This is a genomic window from Flavobacterium sp. MMLR14_040, from assembly GCF_033657265.1.
In the GTDB taxonomy this organism is placed as follows: Bacteria; Bacteroidota; Bacteroidia; order Flavobacteriales; family Flavobacteriaceae; genus Flavobacterium.
In genome coordinates this window covers 1-20048 of the sequence record NZ_JAWVWO010000033.1, presented here as the reverse complement: position 1 = coordinate 20048, position 20048 = coordinate 1, and the positions used below count along the sequence as shown (strand labels likewise).

15 protein-coding genes are annotated in these 20048 nt (G+C 34.7%); 6 read left to right on the top strand and 9 right to left on the bottom strand.

Translation table 11 applies throughout. The features are described 5' to 3' along the window. Positions 1 to 116 precede the first annotated feature (116 nt). Positions 117 to 755 (top strand): carbonate dehydratase, encoded by a 639-nt coding sequence (gene can / locus SD960_RS23265; protein WP_318806268.1) that lies wholly within the window; start codon positions 117 to 119, stop codon positions 753 to 755. A gap of 33 nt (positions 756 to 788) precedes the next feature. Here the strand turns inward: can and SD960_RS23260 are convergent, their stop codons facing one another. Further along, the gene (locus SD960_RS23260; protein ID WP_318806267.1) at positions 789 to 1991 is read right to left on the bottom strand and encodes an LETM1-related biofilm-associated protein; all 1203 of its coding nucleotides are present in this window, start codon (positions 1989 to 1991) and stop codon (positions 789 to 791) included. Between the two features lie 106 nt (positions 1992 to 2097). Then, complete coding sequence (locus tag SD960_RS23255; RefSeq protein ID WP_318806266.1) at positions 2098 to 2625, bottom strand: superoxide dismutase family protein; 528 nt, start codon at positions 2623 to 2625, stop codon at positions 2098 to 2100. Between the two features lie 189 nt (positions 2626 to 2814). On the opposite strand from SD960_RS23255, the gene SD960_RS23250 reads away from it, so the two are divergent. From SD960_RS23250 to SD960_RS23240, 3 genes are read left to right on the top strand one after another with little or no spacing between them, the layout of a single operon-like run. Next, a complete protein-coding gene (locus tag SD960_RS23250) occupies positions 2815 to 3240 on the top strand; it encodes an META domain-containing protein (RefSeq protein ID WP_318806265.1) in 426 nt (141 codons plus the stop codon). Between the two features lie 5 nt (positions 3241 to 3245). Next, the gene (locus SD960_RS23245; protein ID WP_318806264.1) at positions 3246 to 3764 is read left to right on the top strand and encodes a DUF4251 domain-containing protein; all 519 of its coding nucleotides are present in this window, start codon (positions 3246 to 3248) and stop codon (positions 3762 to 3764) included. A gap of 48 nt (positions 3765 to 3812) precedes the next feature. Continuing rightward, positions 3813 to 4733, top strand: coding sequence for a transporter (locus tag SD960_RS23240; protein ID WP_318806263.1), 921 nt, complete (start codon positions 3813 to 3815; stop codon positions 4731 to 4733). Positions 4734 to 4801: 68 nt separating this feature from the next. Here the strand turns inward: SD960_RS23240 and SD960_RS23235 are convergent, their stop codons facing one another. The 7 genes from SD960_RS23235 to SD960_RS23205 all read right to left on the bottom strand — a co-directional run bounded on the left by SD960_RS23235 (position 4802) and on the right by SD960_RS23205 (position 14178). Further along, positions 4802 to 5896 (bottom strand): glycoside hydrolase family 18 protein, encoded by a 1095-nt coding sequence (locus tag SD960_RS23235; protein ID WP_318806262.1) that lies wholly within the window; start codon positions 5894 to 5896, stop codon positions 4802 to 4804. 387 nt (positions 5897 to 6283) lie between these two features. Next, positions 6284 to 8089: an acyl-CoA dehydrogenase family protein gene (locus SD960_RS23230; RefSeq protein ID WP_318806261.1), complete on the bottom strand. Its 1806-nt coding sequence runs from the start codon at positions 8087 to 8089 to the stop codon at positions 6284 to 6286. A 63-nt stretch (positions 8090 to 8152) separates the two neighbouring features. After that, complete coding sequence (locus tag SD960_RS23225) at positions 8153 to 8503, bottom strand: four helix bundle protein (protein ID WP_095951778.1); 351 nt, start codon at positions 8501 to 8503, stop codon at positions 8153 to 8155. A 148-nt stretch (positions 8504 to 8651) separates the two neighbouring features. Further along, entirely contained in the window at positions 8652 to 9833 is a 1182-nt protein-coding gene (locus SD960_RS23220; RefSeq protein WP_065450543.1) for a thiolase family protein, read from the bottom strand. Positions 9834 to 10007: 174 nt separating this feature from the next. Beyond that, on the bottom strand, positions 10008 to 12398 hold the full coding sequence (locus SD960_RS23215) for a 3-hydroxyacyl-CoA dehydrogenase/enoyl-CoA hydratase family protein (protein ID WP_318806260.1): 2391 nt from the start codon (positions 12396 to 12398) through the stop codon (positions 10008 to 10010). A gap of 70 nt (positions 12399 to 12468) precedes the next feature. Then, complete coding sequence (locus SD960_RS23210; protein ID WP_042563102.1) at positions 12469 to 12915, bottom strand: MarR family winged helix-turn-helix transcriptional regulator; 447 nt, start codon at positions 12913 to 12915, stop codon at positions 12469 to 12471. Positions 12916 to 13164: 249 nt separating this feature from the next. After that, positions 13165 to 14178, bottom strand: a complete 1014-nt coding sequence (locus SD960_RS23205; RefSeq protein WP_318806259.1) for a WYL domain-containing protein — start codon at positions 14176 to 14178, stop codon at positions 13165 to 13167. A 288-nt stretch (positions 14179 to 14466) separates the two neighbouring features. Here SD960_RS23205 and SD960_RS23200 point away from each other — a divergent pair, with 288 nt between their 5' ends. Both SD960_RS23200 and SD960_RS23195 read left to right on the top strand, forming a co-directional pair. Beyond that, positions 14467 to 18867, top strand: coding sequence for a PKD domain-containing protein (locus SD960_RS23200; RefSeq protein WP_318806258.1), 4401 nt, complete (start codon positions 14467 to 14469; stop codon positions 18865 to 18867). Positions 18868 to 18882: 15 nt separating this feature from the next. Next, the gene (locus SD960_RS23195; protein WP_318806257.1) at positions 18883 to 19887 is read left to right on the top strand and encodes a type IX secretion system membrane protein PorP/SprF; all 1005 of its coding nucleotides are present in this window, start codon (positions 18883 to 18885) and stop codon (positions 19885 to 19887) included. The last annotated feature ends 161 nt before the right edge of the window (positions 19888 to 20048 follow it).

Below are 20048 nucleotides of genomic sequence, written 5' to 3'. Positions count from 1 at the left end.
TAAATTTTAGGTATTTCTAAAGTGAAGAAATATCAGAATTTAGGTAACTTTACAAAAAGTAGTCTTTATTGATATTTTTAGACACTAAAAATACCGTTATAAAATAGTAATACATTATGAGAGAATTTTATCAAAAATTATTAGACAACAATAAGGAATGGGTTGAAAAATCATTAGCATTAGACCCAAATTATTTCGCAGATTTAGCAAAAGGACAAACACCGCCATTATTATGGATTGGATGTTCTGACAGCCGTGTTCCTGCAAACGAAATTATTGGTGCTAAACCGGGTGAAGTTTTTGTACACAGAAATATTGCCAACATGGTCGTACATTCTGATATGAATATGCTAAGTGTTTTGGATTATGCAGTAAATGTTTTAAAAGTAAAACACGTTATTGTTTGCGGACATTACGGTTGTGGTGGTGTAAAAGCTGCAATGGGAAATATGTCTGTTGGAATTATTGATAACTGGATTCGTCATATTAAAGATGAATATCGTTTACATGATAAATATTTAAATTCAATTGAGGACGAAACAGAACGTTTTAATGCTTTTGTTGAAATTAATGCTAAAGAGCAAGTTTACAACTTAGCCAAAACATCAATTGTGCAGGCGGCCTGGAAAAATGGTCAGGATTTAATGCTTCACGGATGGGTTTATGGTTTAAATTCTGGTTTTGTAACCGATTTAAATGTAAACATCGCTTCGAATGATGAATTAGACGAAGTTTACCAGTTAAGCAATCTATAAGAAATAAAAATCGCCTCAAAAGGGCGATTTTTTTTATTCGTTTTCGTCGAGGTTTTCATTAAATGCCGATGGTAACATGGTTGGAATAAACTTGATTAAAATCGGTAATAATAAACTTCCGCCCGGAAGTAAAAATATAGTGAGCGACGGAATCGTTTTACAGATGTCCAAAAGCTGTTTTTTTACTTTTTTCTTTTCTTTCGCATCCAGATCCCTTGTTGTAGAATGAGCCAAAAGAACCATTAATTCTTTGCTTTGAACAATTTCCCTAACAAGTCTGTTTTTGTTTCTTATAATCAGTTTTACAACCGTATGAGTCATTTGGTCGTAAAAATGCTTTACCGGATTTGAGTAATTAAAATACGGAATTTTATGTTTATGCGTTGTAATAAAACTATGTGTAGTATCAATACTTTGCGTTACAAAATCATCAGAAACACGCATCATGGATCCTAATGAATATAAAAAATAAGCTTCTTCATTTTCTACAACACCATCGCTCCATAAAGCCATTCCTGCCATATCAATCAAATAATATTGCTCTAATCTGTTGATGAAGTAATCCAATTGCAAAGTTTCTAAAGTCTCAACAGTAACTTTTGAAAATTTTGAATAGCGAATAGAAGCCTCAAAAAGCTTTATCAATAAATCGTCATGCTGTGATTTTACTGTTTTGGTTTTTAATGCCAAACCAACAATACCAAGCACCGTTTCTTCAATTCGTTTTAAATACTTTTCCGGAATTTCACCATGCGCCAAATATTGTCTGAAAGCCAAAACATCAATAAACAACAAAGCGTTGGTTACCAAATGCGAAAAGTTTTTACTAATAATACTATCATTAGTCTGAACTCTTTCATCGATTATATTTTCTAAAGAAAGGGAAGGGGTATCTTTTGGAAGTAAAATTTTAAAAAGATTGAAGCCTTCAGGATTCATTTCATTGTAAAATCTTAAAACCTCTGCAATAAAATTCTTTGGTTCCGAATTTCTTTTTTCTAAACAAAAAACACCGTATAAAGTATTTAGTAAAGCAATTTTAGAAATTTCGGTTTTAAACCAGCCTTTTATCGGAATTGGAATTTGGGAATCAATCGAAATAATGTGCCCATAGATAAAGCCGGTTTCTCTTACTTTATAGTAAAAAGAATCTACAGTTTCAAAAGGAATTGCTTCTGAGAACTTTTGTTCGCTAAAAAATTTATCGATCCAGCCGGATGCCGATGGGTTAATCATTATTACAAGTTTGAGCTTACAAAGCTATATCTTTTTCTTGTGGTATGTTTAAATTTTAAATGAAATAACCACTAAATTTTGTGAAAAAATAGTGGTTATTATGTTTTTACTTGATAATTCCTGCACAAGCCGCTCGACCGCCTGCATTTCCGGTTGGCTGAGTCGTAAAATCATCCGTTCCCTGATGCACAATTAAACCTTTCCCAAGAATATTTTTTGTTTCATCTTCACAGCCTATACACCATTCGTCAGTAGTCAATGTGATAGAACCATTACCTTGGGCATCTGCGGTAAAGTTTCCGATATCACCTTTGTGATATTCTCCAACTCCCCATTTTCCATGTTTTTTAAAGGTCGGATTCCAGTGTCCACCTGCAGAACTTGCATCAGCAGCAGAACAATCTGCTTTTTCGTGAATATGTATAGCGTGAACTCCCGGTTGTAATCCTGCCATTTTTGCTGTAAATGTTACTTTTCCATTTTTTTCAGTAAAAGTTGCGGTTCCGGTAACAGTGCTGCCACTTTTTGGTTCCAGTGCAACTGTTAGAGTTTTAGCATCATTTGATTTTGTACTTGTTTTACAACCAACAACTAAGGCTGTAATTATAGCGAAAGAAAGGATTATTTTTTTCATTTTTAAGGCATTTAAATTAAATAATAAGTAAATTTAACATAAAATTACTGAAATTCTCTGAGGCTAAAAGTTAAAAAAAACCAAAACTATTGGTTTTGCCTTGTTCGTATTTTTATAAAAATGATTGGGTGACGAGGACAATTTCAGGTAAATAATTCAATTGAAAATTTTTAATTTAAACTAAATATTATGATAAAGAATGCTTTAGTTTTAGCTTTTTTAGGACTTGTGTTAATCTCATGTAAATGCACAAAAACAGATACAGTTTCTAAACTTGACGGAACCTGGGAGCTCAATTATATCTCAGGTCCAAAAATTGCCTTTGATGGTTTGTATCCAAAGAAAAAACCAACCATAGTTTTTGACTCAAAAGAAAACCGTGTTTCGGGTAATAGCAGCTGTAATTCATACACAGGGAAATTGAGCGTTGACGGCAACAAAATTGATTTTACACAACCAATGGCAATGACCAAAATGATGTGTGGAGATGGGCAAGGGGAGCAGACGTATGTAAATACATTGCAAAAAATAACTTCGTACGATATTACAGATGATGGTAAAACACTGAATTTAATGTCCGGTGATATTGCTATGATGCGATTCACTAAAAAATAGAAATCATGAAAAGTTTAACCATTTTATTGATGCTGTTTTGTTTCTTTAGTTTTGATGGTTTTGCACAGGAAAAAACCAAAAAAGAATTAAAACAGGAAAGAGAACTTCAAAAACAAAAAGAAATTGAAGCACTTGTCAATTCTAAAAATTTTGTTTTTGATGCAGAGAAAGCGTATCCGCAATCAACCAGAATGCTTAATTTAGATTACAATACTTATTTTATAAAATTTACTTCAGAAAATGTAGTTTGCGATTTGCCGTTTTTTGGAAGAGCATTCAACGTAGGTTATGGATCCGATGGCGGAATAAAATTTGAAGGGAAACCGGAAAACATTAAAGTGGAACAAAAGGGAAAAAAATACCTGATCAAAACAACCGTAAGCGGTACAAATGATGTGTATGATCTTTTGTTTACTATTTTTTATGATGGCGGTACATCGGTTAGTATCAATAGTAATAACAGAGCCTCCATTTCTTACGATGGAAGAATTAGAGCTCCCAAAACAGAAGAGAATAAAAAATAAAGCCTGAAAGATTTAGTTTTTACCACTACAAATTAAACTCTTAAGTGTATGCAAAAAAAAGTTTTTTATTTTTTCGCACAAAAATCTCGTTTAGCAGTACTTTCTTTTTTGGTGATTTTTTCTGCCTTTGGTCAGGATTTAGAGCCAAGAGTTTATGCTAATGTTCCGAAAAATTTAAATGTAGTAGCGGTTGGATATGCGTATATGGACGGAAATGTATTAACAGAACCCTCTTTGCCAATTACCGATTTTACAATTCAAAGTCATAGTCTGGCGGCAAATTATATCAGAACATTTGGTATATCGAATCGACTGGCACGTGTACAGGTTTCGCTGCCCTATACTTTTATGGATGGCTCACAAACGCGCACAAATGGTGACATTTTAACCGGATCAAGAACCGGTTTTGCCGATATGAAAATTCGTCTCGGAATCAATTTATTAGGATCACCCGCTCTCGATAAAAAAGAATTTAAGTATTACGAACAAAAAACAATATTAGGAGTCAGTTTGGTAACTTCTGTACCAACAGGCAAATATTATGATGATAAAAAAGTGAATATCGGAACAAATCGTTGGGGTTTTAAACCTGAAATTGGTATTTCGAAACGATTTTCTCGTGTATTTGCCGAAATCTATACTGGTATTTGGTTTTATACAGATAATAATGATTATTTAAATAAAAAACTGGAACAGAAACCAACTTATAGTCTTCAGGTTCATGCCAGTTATTATTTTAAGAATAATATGTGGCTTGGTTTTAATACCAATTGGTTTTTTGGAGGAAGAACAATTACGGACGGCATTTCTGATGATAGTGAAATTGATAATTGGCGTGTAGGAGGTACTTTTTCGACACCAATTGCAAAAGGACAATCTTTAAGATTACAATATCATGTGGGTGCTTATACCAATAACGGACTTAATTATTATGCCATAACAGCAGCCTATCAATATTCGTTTTTTTAAACGAAAAAGTATAAAAAAAGCAGTCTATTACGAGAATAACTGCTTTTTTTATTGTTTTTTTAGAGTATTTATTTAGCCGTTTTAACTTCATAAATGGCATTTACCATTCCGTTTTTCGGGCTATCCAAAGTAAGTTCCCAGAACATGATCCCGCCTAATTTTTTAGCTTTTACATATTCAGTTTTTGCTTTGATAGACTTAATATCATCAGATGTTGCAAATGTTTTTGTACCTGCATTATACCAATATGGTGCTTGTGCTTTTTCATCATAAAAATATTTCCAGCCGTTTGCTTCCGTATAAGTTGTAGCAAAGTTTTTGAAATCAGCACCTTGAATATGTTCTCCGGCTTGATATAAGCCATTGTTTACGTTTTCTACATTTTTCCATGTTCTCGAATAAAAAGCACCGCCAATAACTAACTTTTCAGCAGGAACGCCTTGTTTTAGTAAAAAAGTAACTGCTCTGTCTGTAGATTCCTCATTCGGGTTTGTACTGTATAGTGGTGTATGGTGTCCGGTAACTTTAGAATAACCGTTTACCAAATCATAGCTCATAATGTTGATGCGGTTTACCAATGGTGTAACCGCTTTCCATTCGATAGATTCGTCAAGATATTTTTGAAAACCTCCGGCAGCAAAACTCAATTCGTATTTTTTTCCTAAAGTTGAACGCAGGATTTTGATTAATTCCGTAAAATTAGTTTTATCAGCTGGTTGAAATAAATGACCCGGAAGTCCTTCAATTGCAGGATATTCCCAATCAAGATCTAAACCATCAACTTTAAAATATGTACTTACTTCTTTTACAGACTTTGCAAATTTCAATCTCCCTTCGGCAGTAGAAAACGCAGCAGAACAAGGTTCACAGCCTCCCCAGCCACCAAGTGAAAGCACAATTTTTAGTTGTGGATTTGATGCTTTTAATGAAACCAGATGTTTAATTGTTGTAGAATCTTTAGCAGAATCTACACTTAGTTTTCCGTCTTTTAGATGACAAAAACTAAAAATAATTTGATCTAGTTTTTTTACTTCGTATTCATTAATTAGTTTGTCATCACCTGTGTAATAAGCGATAACGTCCATCTTTTTATTTTTTTGTGCAAAAATGTTTGTAGTAAAGGCACATAATAATAAAAGGGCAATTAGGTTAATTTGTTTCATTTTTAAGCTATTAGTTTTTTGAAATGCTAAATATAAAACATTAGAATATAAAAATCGCTATAGAATACGTAACAGAAACTTAATTTTAATAAAGATTTGTGAAATGGTGTTTTTTAACCATATAAGTTATATAAGAAATATAACCAGTATGTTTTTTAAAATGCGCTTCTAGTAAAATATAAGGCAATCTGTATTTTAGTAATAATTTCATGTAGATCTAATGTTTATAAACTTTATATGTGCTTAAAAAATAATCCAAACACAAAGTAGATTTAAATGAACTTATATAACTTATATGGTGAAAAATTAAAAATAAAAAAAATAAACCCGCACTGTTTCGGATTAGTGCGGGTTTAAACAAATTAAAAGCTAAAAACTATTTTTATATTAGAAGCAGTATTCGTTTTCTGCAACTAATTTATTGGTAATTGTTTCTCTTAATGCCACTACGTTTGGCAAGTTTGTGTATTTTGTAAAACGCTTTAATCCCATTAACATCATACGTTGTTCGTCTCCTTCTGCAAAAGAAGCAATTCCTTCTTTTCCTCTTAGATTTACGATATCTACTGCTTTGTATAAGTATAATTTTGCCATAGCAATTTGCTCTTGTACTTTAGCTTCACCTTGATTTTTGGCTAATTTTTCAGTTCTCAGAATAGTACTTTCAGCCATATAGATTTCGATTAAGATATCAGAAGCAGCCATTAATAACTGTTGGTGAGAATCTAAATCCGGACCGTATTTTTGAACAGCACTTCCGGCAACCATCAGGAAAACTTTCTTAAGGTTAGCGATAATTCCTTTTTCTTCTGCAAATAATTCAGAGAAATCAGGAGTATCAAAAGATGGAATTCCCATTAATTCTTCCTGAACTTTCATTGCAGGACCTAATAAATCAACGTGACCTTTCATTGCTTTTTTGATCAACATACCTACAGAAAGCATTCTGTTGATTTCGTTTGTTCCTTCGTAGATACGAGCGATACGAGCATCTCTCCAGGCACTTTCCATTGGAGTGTCTTCAGAGAATCCCATTCCACCAAAAACCTGAATTCCTTCGTCAGCACAATTTTGAACATCTTCAGAAACAGCCACTTTCAAAATAGAACATTCGATAGCATATTCTTCAACACCTTTCAATTCAGCTTCCTGATGAGAAGTTCCTTCTGCTTCACGAGCAGCGATTCTGTCTTCGATATCTTTTGCTGCACGGTAAGAAGCACTTTCTCCCGCGTAAGCGCTAGTTGCCATTTCAGCTAATTTAGAACGAATAGCTCCAAAAGATGAAATTGCTGTATTAAACTGGATTCTTTCGTTAGCATATTTTACAGCTCCGGAAGTAACTCTTCTTTGAGCGTCAAGACATGCTGCAGCCAATTTAATACGACCAACGTTTAATGCATTCATTGCAATTTTGAAACCGTTTCCTCTTTCAGACAACATGTTTTCAACCGGAACTTTTGTTTCGTTGAAGAAAACCTGACGTGTAGAAGAAGCACGAATTCCTAATTTATGCTCTTCCTCATTCATCGAAATCCCGTTTGACGGATCGTTTTCTACGATGAAACCTGTAATATTTTTATCATCTCCGATACGGGCAAAAACGATGAAAACGCTGCAGAAACCTGCATTCGAAATCCACATTTTTTGTCCTGTAATTTTGTAATGCGTTCCATCTTCAGATAAAACAGCTTTTGTTTTTCCAGAGTTAGCATCAGATCCTGCGCCTGGCTCAGTCAAGCAATAAGCTCCAAACCATTCTCCTGAAGCCAATTTAGGAACGTATTTTTTCTTTTGTTCCTCAGTTCCATAAAGTGTAATTGGCATAGTTCCAATCCCTGTATGTGCACCAAAAGCAGTTGAGAAAGATCCTGTTGCACCAGAAATGTAATCGCAAACCAACATGGTAGATACGAATCCCATTCCTAATCCACCGTATTCTTCAGGAACTGAAACTCCTAAAAGTCCTAGTTCACCAGCTTTACGCATACTTTCTTCAGTAAAAGCGTAATCTTTTTTCTCAAAACGATTTTTGTTAGGCCAAATTTCTTTGTCTACAAACTCTTTCACAGAGTCACGCATCATTAATTGCTCTTCCGAGAAATCTTCTGGTGTAAAGATATCTTCGCACTTTGTTTCTTTAACTAAAAACTGACCACCACGGGTTACGTTTTTTTCGCTTGTATCTGCCATTTTTTATTCTTTTTAGAGAAAAGAAAATAGAATATAGAGAATAGATTTTAGACTGGGCTTATTTTACTTTAAGCCGTTTTGGAAGCCCATTGTCATTCTTTGAAATTCTTCTATTTTAATTTCTAATTGGTTAAATTGTGTTTCGTTTATATATTTTCTATGCGTTGCAATCAATAATTGTGTAATGAGTTCAAATGAAGAACCTAGAGAAATGTCTAAAAAATGACTGAATGATTTATCAGTTCTTGAAGAACCTTCAGCAATATTACTCGGCATTGAAACAGAACATCTGCTTATTTGAGAACTTAAATCATACCTTTCATGTTTTGGAAAGTCTAACAATAAATCTGAAATATCATTTGCAATTGAAATTCCAAGTTTCCAAATCTTCAAGTTCTTATAATTATGTCTCATAATTTTTTTAAGCCAAGTTAAGGAATTAAAATAAAAAGTAGGATTAAAACTACTTTTTAGCTTAAAAGCTTTTCTTCATCCCAAAAAGCCTTATCCTTTCTCTTCTCAAAAAAATCTATTCTCTATGTTCTATATTCTATTCTCTTTTCTACAATACTTCGTAAATCCCCGCACTTCCTTGTCCAGTTCCCACACACATACTTACAATTCCGTATTTACTTCCTCTGCGTTTCATCTCATCAAATAATTGAACAGAAAGTTTAGCACCTGTACATCCCAGAGGGTGACCTAAAGCGATTGCTCCACCGTTTACGTTTACGATATCAGGATTTAAACCTAGCTCGCGAATTACAGCCAAAGACTGAGAAGCAAAAGCTTCGTTTAATTCCACCAAGTCAATATCTTTCAATTCTAAACCAGCTTGTTTCAACGCTTTCGGAATAGCTTTTACAGGTCCAATACCCATAATTCTTGGCTCAACGCCAGAAGAAGCAAAATTTACTAATCTGGCAATTGGCTCAAGATTCAATTCTTTAACCATGTCCTCACTCATGATTAAAACAAAAGCAGCACCATCACTCATTTGTGATGAGTTACCTGCTGTTACACTTCCGTCGGCAGCAAAAACGGGTTTTAAACCTGCTAAAGCTGCAACAGACGTTCCGGCTCTTGGCCCTTCGTCTTGTTTTACAACGTATGATTTCGTTTCTTTTTTTCCATTTTCATTGATGAAGGTCTGATCAACAGTAATCGGAACGATTTGTTTGTCGAATTTACCTTCAGCCTGAGCTTTCAAAGCTTTCATGTGTGAGTTGTAAGCAAACTCATCCTGATCTTCTCTTGAGATTTTGTATTGGTTCGCAACCGCTTCAGCAGTTAAACCCATTCCCCAATAATAATCTTCGTGACCTGCAGCAGCAACTTTATAATCCGGAGTTGGTTTGTAACCTCCCATCGGAATAAAACTCATACTTTCGGCTCCACCGGCAATGATACAATCTGCCATTCCCGATTGGATTTTAGCAGTTGCCATTCCGATAGTTTCTAATCCTGAAGCGCAATAACGGTTTACAGTAACTCCGGGAACATCTTCTACTTTTAATCCCATTAACGAGATCAAACGTCCAACGTTAAGTCCTTGCTCCGCTTCCGGCATGGCATTTCCTACCATCACGTCATCGATACGTTTTTTGTCAAAATCAGGCAGTTCATCCATCATAAACTGAATCGTTTCTGCTGCTAATTCGTCAGGTCTTTTAAATCTAAAAACCCCTTTTGGTGCTTTACCAACGGCTGTTCTATATGCTTTTACTATATATGCTGTTTTCATGTTTTTTTGTTTTTTAAGATTATAGAAAATAGATCATAGAAAATAGACTTTTACTTTTGCTCAAAATCTATATTCTTTTCTCTTCATTCTATTTTTACGAGTATAGAAGTTAGAGTACAAAAAATAGACTTTACAAAGTCTGAAATCTATATTCTATTCTCTTTGCTCTATTTTCTAATTACGAAGTGGTTTTCCTTTAGTTAACATATATTGAATTCTCTCTAAAGTCTTTCTTTCTGTACACAAACTCAGGAAAGCTTCACGTTCGATATCTAATAAATATTGTTCAGATACTAAAGTTGCTTCAGATAAATCACCACCAGCCATTACGTAAGCCAGTTTGTTAGCGATTTTTTTATCATGCTCAGAAATGTATTTTCCAGCTTCCATTTGGTCAGTTCCTACTAAGAACATTCCAAGTGCTTGTTTACCTAAAACCTTAACATCAGTTCTTCTGATAGGTTGAGTGTAACCCGCTTCAGCCATTAATAATGCATGTTTTTTAGCTTCAGCGATCTGACGATCTTTGTTTACTACGATAACATCTTTTCCATGTTGAAGAAGTCCAGTATCAAAAGCTTCGTAACCAGAAGTCGAAACTTTTGCCATTGCGATTGTTAAGAAATACTCTTGAAGAACGTTCAATTCCACGTCGTTTTTGCGGAATAAATCTGAAGCTCTCAAAGCCATTTCTTTAGATCCGCCACCACCAGGAAGTACACCAACACCAAATTCAACCAATCCCATGTAAGTTTCAGCAGCAGCAACGACTTTATCAGCATGTAAGCTCATTTCGCAGCCACCGCCAAAAGTCATTCCGTGAGGCGCAACCACAACCGGAATTGAAGAATAACGAACGCGCATCATTGTGTCCTGGAACAATTTAATAGCCATGTTCAATTCGTCATATTCCTGCTCAACTGCCATCATGAAAATCATTCCGATATTGGCTCCAACAGAGAAATTCGCTGCCTGATTACCAATAACCAAACCTTGATATTCTTTTTCAGATAAGTCGATTGCTTTATTGATAGCCTGAAGTACATCGCCACCAATGGTATTCATTTTAGATTGGAATTCTAAGTTCAAAATTCCATCTCCTAAATCCTGGATAATTGCACCACTATTGCTCCAAACTTTTTTGCTTTCGCGAATGTTGTTCAGAATAATGAATGAATCTTGTCCAGGAACTTTTACTTGTGATTTTGTTGGAATATTGTAGAAGAAAGTCGCTCCTTCTTTTACAGTATAGAAACTTTCGCTTCCAGAAGCTAACATTTCATTAACCCATCCAGCTGGCTCTAGTCCTTCTGCTTTCATGATTTCGATTCCGTTGGCAACACCAATCGCGTCCCAAATTTCGAATGGACCATTTTCCCACCCAAAACCGGCTTTCATCGCATCATCAATTTTGTATAATTCGTTTGAGATTTCAGGAATTCTGTTTGACACATAAGCAAACATTCCAGCGAAACTTTTACGGTAAAATTCACCTGCTTTGTCTTTTCCTTTTACTAAAACTTTAAAACGATTGATTGGTTTATCAATAGTTTTAGTTAGTTCAAGCGTAGCAAAATTTGCTTTTTTAGCAGTGCGGTATTCTAATGTATCTAAGTCTAAAGAAAGAATATCTTTATCTACTTTTTTATAAAAACCTTGTCCTGTTTTACTTCCTAACCATTTGTTTTCCATCATTTTGTTAACGAAATCAGGAAGTTTAAACAAATCGTGTTGTTCGTCTGTCGGGCAGTTTTCATAAATACCGTTGGCAACGTGCACCAAAGTATCCAAGCCAACAACGTCAACGGTACGGAAAGTAGCCGATTTTGGACGACCAATTACCGGACCAGTCAATTTATCCACTTCTTCAATTGTTAATCCCATTTCTTTAACCAAGTGGAATAAACTCTGAATACCGTAAATACCAATTCTGTTTCCAATAAACGCCGGAGTATCTTTAGCCACAACCGAAGTTTTTCCTAAGAATTTAGAACCGTATTCGTTTAAGAAATCCAATACTTCAGATGAGGTTTTTGGACCAGGAATAATTTCAAATAATTTTAAGTAACGCGCAGGGTTAAAAAAGTGGGTTCCGCAGAAGTGTTGTTGAAAATCTTCGCTTCTTCCTTCGCTCATAAAATGAATCGGAATACCAGAAGTGTTTGATGTAATTAAAGTTCCCGGTTTACGGAATTTCTCGATTTGTTCAAATACCAGTTTTTTGATATCCAAACGTTCCACTACAACCTCAATAATCCAGTCAACATTGGCAATTTTTGCCATATCATCAGTCGTATTTCCAGTTGTGATTCGGCTAGCGAATTTTTGACTGTAAATAGGAGACGGTTTCGATTTTAATGAATTCGCTAAGTGCTCATTTACCACGCGGTTGCGAACAACTTTACTTTCAAGCGTTAATCCTTTTTTAGTTTCAGCCTCTGTCAACTCGCGTGGTACGATGTCAAGCAGTAAAACTTCAACACCAATATTGGCAAAATGACAAGCTATTCCTGAACCCATGATTCCGGATCCAATTACAGCAACTTTTTTAATCGTGCGTTTCATAGTAGTTAATATTTGTTTTTTATTTGAATTTGAAGTTTCCCATTTTGATAAAAATTGGGTTATTCACTTTCTATTTTTCTGTTTGGGTAAATATGTTTTTGTCCTGAATTAATTCGTTTATAATTTCAGAAACTTCGATAAAATGTTTCAGTTTTTCGTCAGAAACATGTTTTCTAATTGTTTCATTAAATTTCAGAACTGTATTTTTAGATAAATCTCTTTTTTCTTTTCCAAATTCTGTCAGGTAAATTAAAACACCACGACCGTCACTTGGGTTTTTTTTGCGAACAATCAAACCTTTGTCTTCCATAGATTTCAATGTTCTGGTAAGGCTCGTAGCTTCCATTCCCATTCTTGGGCCTAAAGCCGTCGACGGGGTTCCTTCTTCTTTGTCAATACTTAAAAGAGCAAATCCGGTCGCCATTGTTGCGTCGTATTTGGCTGCTTCTTCATTATACATTCTTGATACAGCTTGCCAGGTGGCTCTTAAAATATAATCTATCGTTTTGTCTTTCATAGTGTAACTATATCGATTTCAAATATAATCAAAAAATACTATGCATGCATATAATTTTTTAATAAATTTTTGGTTAGTAAAAAAATCCCTCTGAAATAGAGGAGTTTTAGGGTTAGTTTTTGATTTGAAATATACTATTCTTTTTTCAGATTTATACAAATTTAAGATTCTAAAAAAAGATTATGCCTCTTAAATCCCTCTTTAATTATTCTTTATGTAAAATAATAAGAGTTTAAATGCGAATAAATTTTATTCATCATAACGGTTTAATGCCTTTTGAAGTATCTTTTTCATGCGATTTCGAAGGTTTTCCGGACGCAGAATTTCAATTCCGTCGCCAAAACCCAATAAAAGACGTTCCATTTCATAATTTGGCGAAATAAACAAATGCACAATAACACTTTTATCTTCGTTTTCCTGAATCAGCCTTTGACTCTGATGCAAGGGTTTCGTTAATACATAAGGTGCATTTTCAGGGTTTACCCAAAGTTCAATGCGTCGTGGCTGCAAACCAGAATTTACCGTTACGCCAATGATATTTTTATAAAAAGATTCAGCATCAAAATCTTCTTCCAAATACGGAAGATTAAAATCATAATCAATCGAAATAATTCTGTCCAAAGCCAAATTGCTGACAGGAGCAGAGCCTTTTCGTTTTCCAATCAAAAACCAGCGATTATTAAATTCCTTTAATATAAAGGGATGAAAATGAAATTTACTTTCCTCAATAGATTTGAAAGATTTGTACGTAATAACGAGCGTAACCTTTTTAATAATCGCCTGATAAATTTCGTCCAGATAATGAAGTCCTTTTAAATTATCGTTTTTATCCAGATAAATAACCGGTTTTGTATGCGATTTTTCGGCATAGATTTTATCCTCTAAACGTTGCAGAATATCCGATACATCATTAAACAAAGAAAAATCCTTAAACTGTTTCAACATCGAAACCGTTTCTGTCAAAACATTCATATCCGTTTCCGTCAATGGAATATCCGTTATCGAAAATTCATCATCTTCATATTTATAATACTTTTTATCGTAAACCACAATTGGCGCGTTATAACCCAGTTTTTCACTTCGCATCAACTGAATATCCATTTGAATGGTACGTTTGCTAATAGAGTTTTCGCGGCCTTCATATTCAAACAAAGCTTCAGAACAAGCTTCAATCAAATCCTCCAAAGTCCATGTTCGATATTTATTTTGTAGACATTTGTCTATCGTTTTATACCGAATTAAGGCGTTTTTATTTTGAGACATTTTTATATGTTTAAACTTCAAATTATGAATTGATTTTGATTTACTTTCTTATTATTTTGGTGTAAATAAAATCTTATAATTGGTTGATTGCGTTATTTTTATTAAAATTTATTGAATTGGCATTAATTCTTGATTTCGGTAACTTAAGTGCTAAAAATACAATTTTTATTGTACTGCGCAAAATACTTGCGCATTGGGTTGGCTGCTTCTTTTTAAAATGGGTATTTGTACTATTTTTTTGTTTAAGAAAAACATATACTTTTACGCCTCAAAAACAAATTCTTTTCTATGAGGAAACTCTACTTATTACACCTATTTTTTGTTTTATTAATTACTTCTTCGGTTTTCGGTTTTCATAGAGTCGATAAGAATTTACCGATTTATAATAACAATATAAACTTTGTTGCACCACCCAATGTAGATTTTAGTTTTACTAATGACGGTGCATGTTCCGGAGCTCCGGTCAGCTTTAATCCTGTTGTAAGCGGCGGTGCTGCCCCATATAAATATATATGGAATTTTGGAGATGGAACTCCTAATTCAACAGACAGTAATCCGAGTCATAGTTACACAGCGTTAGGTTGTGGTTTTCAGAATTTTAATGTAACACTGACCGTAACAGATGCCAATGGCGAAGTGAACTCGAGAACAAGAACTGTTTCTGTAAAACAAAAACCGGATTTAAAATTTGTAGACCAGAATAATCCGGGATCTACCAAACCTTTTGAAAGATGTGGAGATAATAACTCGAATCCTAAATATACGATCAATGTTGGAAATAATTCTACTTCAGTAGGTTGTATATCAGCATACAATGTAGATTGGGGCGATGGAACTTCTGAAGTCAATGTTACTTTTCCAAAAACGCATGAATACCAAAAGTTGGGTTCTTTTAATATGGTCATAACCGCAAACGGAAGTAATGGTTGCAGTAATTCGATTACTTATGTAGTTAAAAACTCCAATAACCCAATTGGGGCTCTTATCGCTCCGGGTAATACAACCAATTTATGTATACCGGTTCCGGAAATGAATTTTGCGATAGGATCGTGGGGGTTAAATCCTTCGGATACGAATTATCAGGTAAATTACGGAGATGGTACGGTTCAAAGTTATACTCAGGCACAATTAGAAAGCTCTTCTTATTATAATAGTTTAAATCCTCAGGCTTCTCAAAATTTTCCTGTTCCTCATAAATTTACAAGAGCCAATTGCCCATCAGGAAATACAGTTTCTTTAACTATAACAACATCATGTGGAAGCACATACCTTACCGCCGGGCCTATTATTATTTTAGATGTACCACAAGTAAGTTTTAATGTAAATAGCATTACATGTGCTAATACATACACCACTTTTAATAATACAACTTACGCAGGATATACTAACGGATGTAGTACTACGAATGTTTATACATGGGATTTTGGTGATGGAACTCCTGTATCCAGAGACGTTAATCCAACGCATATCTATACAACACCCGGTACATATACCATTACATTGAATGCAACAACGCCTTGTGGAGCAGGAAGTGCATTTCAAAGACAAATATGTGTAGAGCCTATATTAGAGCCTAATTTTACTTATGGTACTGCTTGTGCGTCGAGTAATCTTCAAATTACAAATACGACAAATACCACTTTAAGCTGTGGAACCGAAACTTATTATTGGGAAGTTTATCATTATGTTGAGGGTTTTTGTGGTAAAGAAGCAGTTCCCGGAACAGGAAGAGGTCAGTGGAATTTTGCCAATGGAACCAATTACTATTCAAAAGACCCTGTTTTTAATTTTATAATGCCGGGTACTTATTATGTTAGGTTAACAACAAGAAATTCTTGTGGAGTAGACCGATCTATTTCAAAAGAAATACAAGTCAAAAAACCTCCTGTTATTACTTTAGCACCTATTTCTGATTTTTGTAATTCAGCAACCATAAAACCTGTCGGAAAGGTAGAAGAAACTTGTGCTCCAATTAATGAAATTACTTATTTATGGAGCTTTCCGGGAGGAACTCCATCTTCCTCGACATCGCTGAATCCGGGATCGATAAATTACACCACAAGTGGAAATTATGAGGCCACTTTTAGTGTAACAAATAGTTGTGGTACAACTACAAAAACAGCAAGATTTTCGGTTAATACCGTTCTTTCACCGGTAATAACGCCAAAAACACTACAAATTTGTAGTGGTTCTTCATTTCAGGTTACGCCGTTTTCAAACGGAACAGACAATGTACCTGCGGGAACAACTTATATTTGGTCTGCGCCGGTAGTTTCGCCACCCGGTGCTGTAAGTGGAGCAAATGCGCAATCAAGTCCTGTTTCGACAATTAGTCAGTTTTTAACCAATAATACAAATAGCCCTGCCACGGTAACGTATACAATATCTCCTATCTCTAAGGTTTGTCCGGGACCTAATTTTACTATTACAGTTACCGTTGATCCTTTAATAAAAGTAGTCGAAACTATAAAAACCGTAACCTGTTTTGGTTTAAGTGATGGGGCAATTACAATAACTGCTGCGGGTGGAATTCCTTTTCCTACAGGAAATCCATACACATTCTCGTGGACTGGACCTAACGGATTCACAAGTTCTGATCAGAATATTTCGAATTTAAGATCAGGTTATTATAATTTAAATGTTACTGATAACGGAAAATGCCCTTTTACAAAAAGCTATTTTGTTAATCAACCGGGTCAATTTCAAATTCTATCACAACCTAAAACAGACATAACATGTTTTGGCGCAAATGACGGAAGAATCAATCTAAATGTAACTGGTGGAACTCAGCCTTATACATACGTATGGACAAAAGATGGAGTTGCATTTCCGTTGAACTCCGGCAATCTTTCTAATCTAGCACCCGGAAAATATGATGTAACCATTACAGAGGCAAACAGCTGTAATACGCTAACACGAAGTTATACCATTATTGAACCGCCATTATTAGAATTAACTTATGTAAGCCAGACTAATATTTTGTGTTACGGATATGCTACGGGAGAAATTAATGTAAAAACTGTTGGTGGTCGGGTAACCGAAACATCTCCGGGCGTTTTCAATTACCGATACAGATGGACAGGTCCAAACGGATATGTAAGTACAGTTCAAAATCCGAGAAACTTATTTGCGGGAGCTTATAATTTAACTGTTACCGATAATTCTGGTTGTACGGATAATTTACAGGTTGTTGTACTTCAAAATGATGAAATAAAATTAAATTATACCAAAACAGAGATCGCCTGTTATAATTATGCCGATGCTTCGATTACCATAAATAGTATTACAGGAGGAGTTCCGTTTGCAACCGGAGATCCTTATATTATAAAATGGAGCAATTTGGGTACAGGACTTGTGCAGAATAATTTATCTGCCGGAACATATATCATTACCATTACAGATTCATTGGGCTGCCCTAAAGTATTTACCATAATTATAGATAATGCACCTGTATTTACGATCAATCCAAGTGTAAAACAAATTACTTGTTTTGGGCAAAAAGATGCGCACATCCGTTTAAATTTAGTTGGAGGTAAAGCGCCTGTTAAACTCGTTTGGGATGATGATGCAACAGCAGGAATCGAAAGAAATAATATTGGGCCGGGAGATTATTCAGTAACAATTACCGATGCCAAGAATTGTCAAATAAAAGAAACATTCAAAATAGTAGAGCCTTTATTGCTGGAGATCAGAGCAGATGTTTCGAATCCGTTACAGTGTGACAGAGCAGATACAGGGCAAATTAATCTGGTAGTAACTGGTGGTACACAGCCTTATTCTTACAGTTGGTCAAACGGACAAAGAACGGAAGATTTAGCGAATCTTGTACCTGGAAAATATACCGTTATTGTAACAGATGCCAATGGCTGTAAACAATCAGATACCTGGACAATTACCCGATTTGATCAGCTAACGCCAACAGTTGAAGTTTTAACCGATTTTAATTGTGACACCAGATATGTGAAACAAACTTTCGTTGGACACGTAAAAGGTGGAATTCCGCCTTACACCTTAAGCTGGTCTGATGGTGTTATTACAGGTGCCAATAACGAAATTATGAATACTGAGAATAACGGTTTAATCATCTTTAGTGTTACAGATAGTTTTGGATGTAAATCAGATTATGCATTGAATGTTAATACACCGGTTTTGGGCGAAGCCAATTTTTCAACGGGTTCTTATGGTAAAGAAATGTTTGATTTATACTCGATTTATGATCCGGTGAAATTTACAAATCTGGCGACTGGTGATTTCGTTAGTACTTCATGGGATTTTGGAGACGGTGTTTTTTCAACAGAAGAAAGTCCGGAACATATTTATACCCGAGTTGGAACTTATACCATAAAACAAACCGTTAATTATCCTTTTGGATGCCAATACAGCTATAGCGCCACAATAGTGGTTGAAAAAGGGTATAGCCTTATTATGCCAAATGCGTTTACACCCAATAATGATGGTTTCAACGATACATTTGCGCCTGTATTTCTAGGATTGTCCAACATTACTCTTGACGTTTTTGATACTTGGGGTGCCGTTGTATATTCAGAATCCGGGATAAATATTAGAGGATGGAATGGAAAGATAAAAGATTTAGATGCCGAAAACGGTAACTATTATTACAAAATCACCTTAAAAACCTTTTACAACCATACGGTAGTAGAAAAAGGGCCATTCACATTAATTAAATAAGCAACAAGATTTACAATGAAATTAAAACTATTTTTTATAATAATAACATGTTGCTTTTTTTCGCAGGCAAGAGCGCAAGATCCAATTTTTACACAATATTTTTTAATTCCCGAAACGCTTAATCCAGGATTTTCGGGTTTTATGGAAACCACTTATGCAGGTATAATTCACCGTGAACAATGGCCGGATCTTGATCTGAGAATAGATACAGATTATGCATTTGTAAACACGTGGAGTGAGGATATTAACAGTGGTTTTGGAGTCAGTGTCTTAAACCAGAGAGAAAATGTAACCAACTATAATTTTTTTGAAATCAACGCCAATTATGCGTACAAAGTGCGACTAAATGATTATTGGTTTTTTAGGCCTGCTATAGAAGTAGGCTACGGAATAAAATCGTTTGCATTTCAGAATTTATTGTTAGAAGATCAGATTAATATAGGAACGGGCGTTATAAATCCAAATTCAAACGATCCAATTTTATTAAACAGCAAAGTCAACTTTTTTGATGTTTCAGCGGGAATGGTTTTCAATACCGATGAAATTTGGATTGGTCTCTCGATGAAGCATTTGAATAAACCAAATATTGCCTTTAGCTCACAAGGAAATCTGCCTTTAAATACTTTTTTCTCCCTAAGCGGTGGTTACGAATTTCTTATTGCAGATTATATAGATGCCGTATTCCTGCCGTATGAAACTAAGTTTTTTGTCACATCCAACTACATGCAGCAAGGTCGTTATAACCGATTTGATTTGGGAGCTTCGATATTATTCGAAAAAATATTTTTTGGTGCCACAGCAGTAACAAACCCTGCAAAAAACGGAATGAATGGCGATTTGCTAACCTCTGTAAACTTATTTACCGGATTGCAGTACGAAAACCTTCGATTGGGATTATCCTACGATTTAAACACGACCAAAATTGGTAAAACGGGAGGGATTTATGAATTATCCTTAACGTATCAATTTAGCTTAGCTAAAAAATGTTTTGGCTGCCCCAATTATGAAGGCAAAAGATAAAAGAAATAGACATTTTTATACATAGCAAACCCGACAGGTTTTTTAAACATATGAGTTGTCCTGAAAAAGGTTGACTGGATTAATAATATAAAATTAGTTAAATCGGAACAGAATTAGTTTTGTTCCGATTTGTTTTTTTCCATCTTTTTAGTTTTATCTGG

Excerpts from the sequence above, each read along its gene's own strand:
- can (WP_318806268.1), top strand. The coding sequence starts at position 117 with ATGAGAGAATTTTATCAAAAATTATTAGACAACAATAAGGAATGGGTT.
- SD960_RS23260 (WP_318806267.1), bottom strand. The coding sequence starts at position 1,991 with ATGATTAACCCATCGGCATCCGGCTGGATCGATAAATTTTTTAGCGAA.
- SD960_RS23255 (WP_318806266.1), bottom strand. The coding sequence starts at position 2,625 with ATGAAAAAAATAATCCTTTCTTTCGCTATAATTACAGCCTTAGTTGTT.
- SD960_RS23250 (WP_318806265.1), top strand. The coding sequence starts at position 2,815 with ATGATAAAGAATGCTTTAGTTTTAGCTTTTTTAGGACTTGTGTTAATC.
- SD960_RS23245 (WP_318806264.1), top strand. The coding sequence starts at position 3,246 with ATGAAAAGTTTAACCATTTTATTGATGCTGTTTTGTTTCTTTAGTTTT.
- SD960_RS23240 (WP_318806263.1), top strand. The coding sequence starts at position 3,813 with ATGCAAAAAAAAGTTTTTTATTTTTTCGCACAAAAATCTCGTTTAGCA.
- SD960_RS23235 (WP_318806262.1), bottom strand. The coding sequence starts at position 5,896 with ATGAAACAAATTAACCTAATTGCCCTTTTATTATTATGTGCCTTTACT.
- SD960_RS23230 (WP_318806261.1), bottom strand. The coding sequence starts at position 8,089 with ATGGCAGATACAAGCGAAAAAAACGTAACCCGTGGTGGTCAGTTTTTA.
- SD960_RS23225 (WP_095951778.1), bottom strand. The coding sequence starts at position 8,503 with ATGAGACATAATTATAAGAACTTGAAGATTTGGAAACTTGGAATTTCA.
- SD960_RS23220 (WP_065450543.1), bottom strand. The coding sequence starts at position 9,833 with ATGAAAACAGCATATATAGTAAAAGCATATAGAACAGCCGTTGGTAAA.
- SD960_RS23215 (WP_318806260.1), bottom strand. The coding sequence starts at position 12,398 with ATGAAACGCACGATTAAAAAAGTTGCTGTAATTGGATCCGGAATCATG.
- SD960_RS23210 (WP_042563102.1), bottom strand. The coding sequence starts at position 12,915 with ATGAAAGACAAAACGATAGATTATATTTTAAGAGCCACCTGGCAAGCT.
- SD960_RS23205 (WP_318806259.1), bottom strand. The coding sequence starts at position 14,178 with ATGTCTCAAAATAAAAACGCCTTAATTCGGTATAAAACGATAGACAAA.
- SD960_RS23200 (WP_318806258.1), top strand. The coding sequence starts at position 14,467 with ATGAGGAAACTCTACTTATTACACCTATTTTTTGTTTTATTAATTACT.
- SD960_RS23195 (WP_318806257.1), top strand. The coding sequence starts at position 18,883 with ATGAAATTAAAACTATTTTTTATAATAATAACATGTTGCTTTTTTTCG.